This is a genomic window from Vibrio sp. 10N.286.49.E11 (assembly GCF_041469505.1).
Taxonomy (GTDB): Bacteria; Pseudomonadota; Gammaproteobacteria; order Enterobacterales; family Vibrionaceae; genus Vibrio; species Vibrio crassostreae_C.
In genome coordinates this window covers 1-8,823 of sequence record NZ_JBFRKQ010000076.1, presented here as the reverse complement: position 1 = coordinate 8,823, position 8,823 = coordinate 1, and the positions used below count along the sequence as shown (strand labels likewise).

The following is an 8,823-nucleotide window of genomic DNA, read 5'->3' as shown; positions in this document are numbered from 1 at the left end:
GGAGTGGATTCCATACATCACGTAAAAACAGCAACGACCATAGCCACCACCATCCCTACAAGAAACCATTCCTTTTTTAGTTTTTCTATCATGTTGACACGCACTTTCTGTAGATTCCATTTCAGCCAATAACAAGGCTCCGACGCTATTTATCCTATCGACTCTAATTTTAATTAACCACCATAAACGCAAATTAAGCTCGTCTTTATCTTGAGGGTTAACGTTGTTATTCGAGTTTGTTACGCACGCTTCGCTCTGGATTGAACAGATGTATGGAATGATGATGAAATATTAGAAAACAGCGGTTTATCGAGAAGGTAAGACCCTTTCAGTGATCGGGGCACAGAGGTAAGCCGTAAGGATATGAAAGAAAGACGTAGGCAATCTAAACACCAAAGATCAGCCTATTCTCAAAGATGACGCAGCGGGAGTAACACATGGACAACAGAATCACCATTATTGAATTTCTCAGAGTATTTGAGTTTATTCGCTCTTCCGGTGAGCAACGGGACAACAAATATCTAGTTGGCGAAATGACGGCTTGGCATGATTACGACGGTTACACCTGTTGGCTAAGCTATAAAGACGTCACGGTGACGCTGATGTTTCACGGTTCGCTAAAAATTGAGTACGACAACGCTTCAAATTACTCTGAATTTATTGAGCATTGTATGGGTATGCTTGCCACTGAACCTTCTCCATAAAACGCGAACAGACTAACGGCTAACGGCTAACGGAGACAATCATGAACGAAACGGCTTCATTGCTTAAGCGAAGACACCCTTTTTGGCTAGTACTCAGCCTCTCCTTTTTATGGTCTCAAGTATCTGTAGCAGGCATAGGTATGATTGATTTTATACAACCGAACGAACACAAGAATTGGACAGCGACCAACGACGATGTAATGGGCGGCATCTCAACAGGCGAGCTCATTTATGTTGATAATATGAGTCGATTTAGGGGCGAGCTATCGTTAGAAAATAATGGTGGTTTCAGTTCTGTAAAGCGCTCCATTGAATCACCTGCCCATGAAATAGATAGTGCAGAGCTAGTTTTCGTTGGTGATGGTCGCACCTACCAACTGAGGCTCACAACATCGAAAGATGGTAATCGAGTTCAATACAAACACGATTTCGTTACGATAAAGGGAGTGCGGCTTAACAAGGTGTTCCACTTCAATGATTTTCAAGCTGTGTTCAGAGGTCGGCTACTGAGCGATGCGCCGGAACTTAAGGCACGAGACATCAAACAAATCGGTTTTTTGATTGCGGACAAAGAGCCCTCGCCTTTTGAGCTAGACCTAATACAGCTTCACTTCAGAACATCGAAACCTATCACATCATCAGAAGCTGACTAAACTGACTAAACTGAAAACAAACAAAAGCCCCTGAAACCTTTTGACTAGCAATCAGATATCAGGGGCTTCTTCTATTTAAACCGTCAACAATTCAAAACAACGGCGGATTAAAACATCAGCAATTAGTATTTGATGGCTGTTTTACCAATCGAGGCACTGCTTTCAATACGTTGGTGTGCATCTTTAAGTGTTTCCACACTAAAGCCATTTAGGGTCGAGGTTAGCGTCGATTTAATACGGCCCGCATCAATCAGATTCGCGGCTTGGAATAGGATGTCTTGCTGCTTCTGGATATCTTCGGTGTTAAACAGTGAACGTGTAAACATCAGCTCCCAAACAAAGCCTGCTGATTTGCCTTGCAGCGCTGACAAGTCAATGCCACCGTCAAATTCAACAATCGAACTGATCATGCCTTGCGGTGCGATCAATTCAACCATCGCATCCCAGTGCCCTTTTGTATCCGCAACATTGAAGATGTAGTCGACGTGTTGAATGCCTTGCTCTCGCACAGACTCGACAAGGTTACGGTGGTTCACCACATGATCCGCACCCATATCCCTTACCCACTGCTCCGTTTCAGGTCTTGAAGCTGTTGCGATAACATTTAGGTTGGTGAGTTGCTTAGCCAGTTGAATCGTAATTGAACCAACGCCACCCGCTCCACCAATGATCAGGATAGACTTTTTCTCTTCAGGACGAACACGCAGGCGGTCAAACAACGCTTCCCATGCTGTAAGCGTCGCTAGTGGCATAACGGCTGCAGCTTCATCAGAAAGGCTCTTAGGCGCTTTAGCGGTAATACGGTAGTCCACAGCTTGGTATTCTGCGTTAGCCCCCATGCGTGTTACGTCACCCGCATAGTACACACGGTCACCGACTTCGAAGCCTTCAACGTCAGCACCTTTACCAACAACTTCACCGACTGCGTCATAGCCCAGCACTTTTGGCTGCTCAAGAGTTTTGTCTTTGGCATTACGAATACGAATTTTAGCGTCAGCAGGATTGATAGAAGTCGCGCTCACTTTTACCAGCAAGTCATTATTTTTTAGTTCTGGCAGACTCGTTTCAAACTCAAATAAACTGTCTTGCTCTGTAATCGCAAGTGATTGAGTAAATCCGATAGCTTTCATTGTTAATGGTAATGACATGATACTTCTCCTTAAATTCGATAATTGAATCTTAGAGAATTCTCGCTTTAGATAAACAGCCTAATATTTGAATTATTATCAAATGATTTTTGATAATAAGATGTATATGCGCAGGAAAAATACTAAGATTAGCAATTTGAAAATGCCTAATTTATGGGTAACCGAACAACCGATTCAAGGTTCAGAACAGGGAAACGAAATGCTTCTTGAAGACTTACAGGTTATTTTGAAAGTGGCGGAGTTTCGCAGTATCACCGCTGCAGCCACCAACCTCGATATGCGTACTGCCACAGCAAGTGCAGCGGTAAAACGTGTTGAAGCGGCACTCGGTGCAGAGTTGTTTGTAAGAACCACACGCCACCTAAGGCTCTCTTCAGCAGGCGAGCGTTATTTACCGGAATGCGAACAAGCCTTAAAGATGTTGGAGCAAGCGAAGCTCAACATGCGCGAAGAGCTTGGTATTCTTGACGGTGAAATTCGCATAGCGCTTTCATCGGATCTAGGACGCAACCTAATCACACCTTGGTTAGATGAGTTCTTGCTTGAATACCCAAAGGCGACGCTTCGCACTAGCATCAGCGATAGCAATATCGACTTCTACCGAGATTCCGTCGATATGGCGCTGCGTTACGGCTCTCCGACCGATGCCAACATGTATGGTTTCAAGATATGCGATGTGCCGAGGATATTGTGTGCGGCTCCTGAATACTTGGCTGAAATGGGCACACCAAAACACCCGAGTGACTTAGCGCAGCACAATGGTTTGCTTTACCAACTCCATGACATGTTGCAAGACGAGTGGGTGTTTAACGATGGTACTCAAGATCATAAAGTGAAACTAAAAGGAAATCGCGCTTCGAACGACGCAGACCTTGTAAGACGTTGGTGTATCGCAGGTAAAGGAGTGGCAATAAAATCTTGTCTAGACATGTCTCCTCACCTGCTTTCAGGCGAAGTGGTTAAAGTTATGCCTGAATTTAAGCCGACACCTACCGAGCTGTGGTTAGTGTGTCCAAGTCGTCAATCCATCACCCCTACTGTGCGTCTACTGAGAGATTTATTCAGAGAGAAAACCGCTGAGATCCTTTCGCAACTGAGCAAACAAGGCATTACAGAAGGCACAACATCTTAAGGTTTAATGTCGCTTATATAAGAAGCAGAGAGACAAAAAAGGCGTTAGCGAACTTCAATTCGCTAACGCCTTTCATCATTAGAACATCATAGCTGCATGATGAACCTTAATAAGAGTACTTAGTTTAATACTCTTAATACAAAAGCTTAGTTTGACTCGTCTTCAACATCGCAGTCTGCGCAGCACTGAAGAGCAATCTCATGTTCGAAGGTGATGGTGTCTTTACCTTCTTCTACTAGCTCTGCGATTTCGTCTGCCACTTCTTTTTCATCATCCGCTTCGATTCCGCTTTCTAACTCTTCTTCTGAGTAACCAAAGAAGTTAAGCAGCAAGTACTCGCGAGCTTCTTCTTTCGTACAAACCACGTCTGCTGAAAGGTCAGGAGTAACCTCGCCTTGTGCAAGTGTTGCTGTCACTTGTGCGATAGCATCGTCTTTCATCGCAGGCGTTAACCAACCAAGATCAGTACTTACTGTCGTTTTTTTACAGTCGAAGCAAGGCAGTTGGTGAAAGTAGTATTGAAAGGTAGTCATAGGTAAATTCTTCTTTAAATGTTGTATAGCGAGATTATGCGCGTTTTGTAGCAAAATACTATCTCAATCACAACCTGAAACCGCTTCGTTCTAAGTATTTTTTCAAGCTCCGCGCAAGCTGATGTGATCATCCTATAAAAGCGCTGTTTTGCGCATGCTTACTCAGCTTTACGCTTGTTTACATTTGTACGGGTAATATATGCCTCATCAAATAATAAGCGTGGTACCTCACAATTGCTTTGGCTCTTGCTTAGTTTCGTCGTTCCAGCTATCAGCTATGAGTTCACGGCTTACTTAACTACTTAGCTACTTAGCTACTTAGCTACTTAGCTACTTAGCTCGGATTTGTTTGAAATAGCTTTGTTTTCAATTAACTTACTTGCACTTGGCTTATTTTGAACCACGCTTATTTAAATCACCCATTTAGGATACCCAATCAATGATCATCAAAAAATATCAAGCCCTTGCCCTTTCATCGGTTGCTTTGCTCGCTACAGGCTGCTCACCATCATCAGATACGCCTTCGGTCAGCAACATCAGTGATTACCAAGGCTCAGCGAGTATTACTCAGGGTGTGGCGACCACCGTTGAATCGAATCTCTTTGAGTGTGCAAACGGACGTAGCCGAGTGGCGGGCGTTGGGGAAATTACGGACTCAGAAGGAAAGGTTTGGACGGTTCCAGCCAAGAACAACTTTGCGACAGGGCCAAAAGCCTTTGATCTTTATGAAGAGTGCTCAAACACCACACCAAGCAGCCTAGCCGAAGTCGATCAAAGCTCTGTACCTGTAGCGATAGTGGATCAAGACGGTGAGGAAATAACAGGCTATATTTTTGCCGATAACTATTTCGAACTTTATATCAACGGCAAGTTAATCGCGGTAGACACCGTTCCTTTCACACCGTTTAACTCAAACATCGTCAAATTTAAGGTGAAGAAGCCTTACACGATTGCCGTGAAAGTGATTGATTGGGAAGAAAACCTAGGTCTTGGCAGCGAAGATAACCGCGGAAAGGCATACCACGCTGGTGATGGTGGCTTTATCGCGAGCTTTAGTGACGGAACCGTGACAGGACCAGACTGGCAAGCACAAACCTTTTATACCTCACCGATTTATGACCTGACTTGTTTGAGTGAAGTGGACGGGAAGCGTCTTTCTGAAAGTTGCACCACGGAAGGAACTGACCACGGTCAAGATGCCTACGCCGCTCATTGGGAAACACCAACCAACTGGATGAACCAAGAGTTCGATTCAACATCTTGGCCTCAAGCATCGGTATATTCAGAAGACGATATTGGCGTGAACAATAAAAAAGCGTACATGAACTTTATCGAAAAATTCAGTGGTGCTGGCGCAAGCTTTATCTGGTCGACAAATGTCGTTCTCGATAATGAAGTGCTACTGAGATACGAAGTTAAGTAGCTTTATTCCTTTGTAAGCAAGCCCAGTCACAAGTATGACTGGGCTTACTACTCAAACAACTTGCTGGTGTTTCTAATTCACAGCGAACCTGATCATAATCTTGAGTCGTTTGATTACGGCAAAGTTTGCGAAGCCTCGCTTGATCCACGTGACCTAGCTTTGTAATTGTGTAACCAGCAACAAAACAACCCGATGCACAAACCCCAAAATGCACTGCCGATTCCCAGTAAATTAGTACCAGAAGCAGTGAATAAGAAAGTAAGCAGCGCAGGCTCTCGATAGTGGGTGTCTGCCATCGAAACAGCTAAACAATTCATCAAGGTCGGCATCACCGCTAAGCCAGCAACCGCAATGACAATCGCGGAGGGCACGGCGCTAAACAGCGACACAAATGACATCCCCATCACGCCAGCTAACAAGTAAAACCCGCCCATACAAATCCCCGCCATGTAACGTGTCTTTGGATTGCCATCCGCATTCGGGCCCATGCAAATAGCGCCCGTAATCGCAGCAAGGTTATACGCAAAGCCACCAAACGGCGCGAAGATCAAACCTGTCACCCCAGTGGTGGTAATGATCTTCGATGAATCGACCTGGTATCCGTTCGCTTTTAGAACCGCAAATCCCGGTAAGTTCTGTGAAGCCATAGTCACTATAAACAATGGGATACCTACACTGAACAACGAAAAGAACTCAAAATCGGGCGTAATGAACATCGGGGTCGTTAATCCCATAGTTACCTGACTGACATCGAGTTTGCCAAACCCCACACACATAACCAGTGCGATAATGAAAATACTTGGGATCAGTAAATTACCTAACAGCGCTTTCGCCAGAATAAATACAGCGAGCATGACCGCTACGACTTGTGCCTCTTCCATTAACGACGTGAACAAACCCAAACCGAATTGCAATAGGATCCCCGCGAGCATCGCAGAGGCAATCGATGTTGGGATCTGTTTTAGGACTTTCTCAAATATCCCCGCTAATCCAACTAACGTGATCAACATCGAACTGAACAAAAACACGGCCACAGCCTGATTCATTGTCAGCCCTTCAAGAGATGTGATTAACAACGCCGCTCCAGGCGTCGACCACGCTGTAACCACAGGCTTCTTGTAATGAAACGAAAGCAGTATTGTGGTTACGCCCATGCCAATTCCCAACGCCCAAAACCATGACGCCACTTGTTCTTCAGTTGCTCCAGCACTCATTGCCGCTTGGAAAATAATCGCCGCGGCGCTCGCATAACCAATGAAAACAGCGATAAAGCCGGTACTGACGTGAGAAAATTTTAGCTTAGTCATGTTAATTTATTCCTGTGTACGTTATAACGTCCATAGACTGAACTTAGCACCCGTGCGCTATAACGCACAACTAATTTTTGAAAAACTTGTAGAGAAAATATGCAAACAGAAATTAAAGTCGGCGTTAACTTGAAACGCCTTCGCCAAGAAAAAGGCTGGAGCTTAGACAAAACAGCGAAAGCAACAGGCGTGAGTAAAGCAATGTTAGGACAAATTGAACGTGGAGAATCCAGCCCGACAGTCGCTAAGCTCTGGCAGATAGCTTCTGGATTCGAGGTGTCACTTTCGAGCTTTATCGCGGCTAGCCCAAACAGTGAACTGACGAGTTTATTCAGAGATGCAAACGAACTAAGGCATGAAGAATACAACATTGGCTTTTTCGTCAGTTTGTTGTTTCCTTTTGAGGAAGCACTAGGATTTGAAATATTCGAACTCACCCTAGCACCCGATTACCAGCATGAATCCGCCCCACATAACGCAGGCGTCACTGAGCACATCTTATGCATTTCAGGAGAGATGGCCGTGATGTTTGATGATGAGTGGCATACGTTACGCGCAGGACAAGCCGTTCGCTTCAACGCCAACCAGACCCATGCCTACAAAAATATCGGTGAAGGAAACGCCGTATTTCATAATGTGATTCACTACCCTAATAACAAGCAATAGTGCCGGATTTGGTGCTAATGGATGTTTAGCTCTAACCGGATGTTCAGCGCTAACGAAAGAGCTGGCAGACCACTGGCTGTTACTAACTTAAAGCGACTATACGTTGACGACCATGCTGCCATCTTCGGCTTGATAACGAGCCCATAGTTGAGAGAGGTTTTCTTTATTAAGCTGTATCTCTTTTTCTTTCAGAAACGTTTCGTTGTGCAGCTTCGAATACGAGCGCTCAGCAAGGTCACAGCTAAATGTAACGATGGTTTTCCCTTTCCCCATTCTAGCCGCAGCGTATAGCGCACCTGCTACGTTCAACGACGAACTGCTTCCTAGAAGAATACCGTCATGTTCCGCAACAAGGCGGGATATCGTCACCAAATCCTGATCGGGAAGCGTGATGGCACGATTGATTTTTGCCTGCCTGAAATTTTCAACCGTTCGCATGATCCCTATGCCTTCCGTGAACGAACTTCCCGTTGATTGATAGTGTCCATTACGTAGAAACGAATAAATGCCGGACCCATTTGGGTCAACTAACCAAGTTTCGAGATTGGGTTGCTGCTCAGATAGATAGTGTGAGTTTCCGGCAATGGTTCCACCCGTCCCCACCACTGAAACTAGAGCATCAATATTCCCCTGTGTTTGCTGCCAGATCTCAGGTCCAGTATTTAAATAGTGCGCTCGATAATTACTGAGATTTTCAAACTGATCAGCCCACCAATAACTCTCATTTTCGACACCAATCCGCTTAGCCGTGTGGTAAAATGTTTCTAAAAGAGAAAAAACCGGTGACCTCGTTGATGTAACTGAAATGACCAAATTAACCAACTTATTTCAAGACAGTATCGAAGGTCGGTTTCAAGCAGGCGAAGAACAGCAAGACCCTGAGATGTTTAAAAAGTCCGAACTGATGTTTATGTCAGGGGAAGAGTTACCTCGATGCTGGACAGATCCAAACTACCGCTCAGGGACTAAATAACCTTAGCGCTTCCAGAGCACCCGATGAGTCGCAATTTAAGCTCTGTTCTAAAACTGTTTCACGATCGCCTTGTAGGCTATCCCCCTGTTAAAACATTCAGACGCATCTTTACTAGACACAAAAAGCGAGCCACTTGGGCTCGCTTTTGATTGTCTTTTTCTTGCTTAGACTTCAGTTCAGATTACAGAAGTTCTACCGACTGTTGAGCAATCACGAATTCTTCGTTGGTTGGCAAGCTATTATAATCGCACCTATTAACACGGGTTTGTCGAGTAGACGACACT

General features: G+C 44.8%; 9 protein-coding genes and 1 pseudogene. 6 read left to right on the top strand and 4 right to left on the bottom strand.

The annotated features are described in order from the left end of the window. Nucleotides 1-437 precede the first annotated feature (437 nt). Both AB4167_RS18020 and AB4167_RS18015 read left to right on the top strand, forming a co-directional pair. Entirely contained in the window at nt 438-704 is a 267-nt protein-coding gene (locus tag AB4167_RS18020) for a DUF3081 domain-containing protein (protein ID WP_017068432.1), read from the top strand. A gap of 41 nt (nt 705-745) precedes the next feature. Beyond that, nucleotides 746-1,357, top strand: a complete 612-nt coding sequence (locus AB4167_RS18015) for a CIA30 family protein (protein ID WP_372136867.1) — start codon at nt 746-748, stop codon at nt 1,355-1,357. A 122-nt stretch (nt 1,358-1,479) separates the two neighbouring features. Here the strand turns inward: AB4167_RS18015 and AB4167_RS18010 are convergent, their stop codons facing one another. Next, nucleotides 1,480-2,505: a zinc-binding alcohol dehydrogenase family protein gene (locus AB4167_RS18010; RefSeq protein WP_372136866.1), complete on the bottom strand. Its 1,026-nt coding sequence runs from the start codon at nt 2,503-2,505 to the stop codon at nt 1,480-1,482. Nucleotides 2,506-2,704: 199 nt separating this feature from the next. On the opposite strand from AB4167_RS18010, the gene AB4167_RS18005 reads away from it, so the two are divergent. Continuing rightward, nucleotides 2,705-3,637, top strand: coding sequence for a LysR family transcriptional regulator (locus AB4167_RS18005; RefSeq protein ID WP_137002266.1), 933 nt, complete (start codon nt 2,705-2,707; stop codon nt 3,635-3,637). Nucleotides 3,638-3,783: 146 nt separating this feature from the next. On the opposite strand, the gene AB4167_RS18000 is transcribed toward AB4167_RS18005, so the two are convergent. After that, the gene (locus tag AB4167_RS18000; protein WP_048606034.1) at nt 3,784-4,170 is read right to left on the bottom strand and encodes a hypothetical protein; all 387 of its coding nucleotides are present in this window, start codon (nt 4,168-4,170) and stop codon (nt 3,784-3,786) included. 439 nt (nt 4,171-4,609) lie between these two features. Here AB4167_RS18000 and AB4167_RS17995 point away from each other — a divergent pair, with 439 nt between their 5' ends. Next, on the top strand, nt 4,610-5,593 hold the full coding sequence (locus tag AB4167_RS17995; protein WP_136982649.1) for a hypothetical protein: 984 nt from the start codon (nt 4,610-4,612) through the stop codon (nt 5,591-5,593). A 113-nt stretch (nt 5,594-5,706) separates the two neighbouring features. Here AB4167_RS17995 and AB4167_RS17990 read toward each other — a convergent pair whose 3' ends face one another. After that, on the bottom strand, nt 5,707-6,900 hold the full coding sequence (locus tag AB4167_RS17990; protein ID WP_372136865.1) for a benzoate/H(+) symporter BenE family transporter: 1,194 nt from the start codon (nt 6,898-6,900) through the stop codon (nt 5,707-5,709). A 99-nt stretch (nt 6,901-6,999) separates the two neighbouring features. Between AB4167_RS17990 and AB4167_RS17985 the strand changes: the two genes are divergently transcribed. Further along, a complete protein-coding gene (locus tag AB4167_RS17985; RefSeq protein ID WP_017070515.1) occupies nt 7,000-7,566 on the top strand; it encodes a helix-turn-helix domain-containing protein in 567 nt (188 codons plus the stop codon). Nucleotides 7,567-7,662: 96 nt separating this feature from the next. On the opposite strand, the pseudogene AB4167_RS17980 reads toward AB4167_RS17985, so the two are convergent. Then, nucleotides 7,663-8,343: pseudogene (locus AB4167_RS17980) on the bottom strand (pyridoxal-phosphate dependent enzyme); the annotation flags it as partial. 28 nt (nt 8,344-8,371) lie between these two features. On the opposite strand from AB4167_RS17980, the gene AB4167_RS17975 reads away from it, so the two are divergent. Beyond that, nucleotides 8,372-8,539: a hypothetical protein gene (locus tag AB4167_RS17975; RefSeq protein ID WP_017062447.1), complete on the top strand. Its 168-nt coding sequence runs from the start codon at nt 8,372-8,374 to the stop codon at nt 8,537-8,539. The last annotated feature ends 284 nt before the right edge of the window (nt 8,540-8,823 follow it).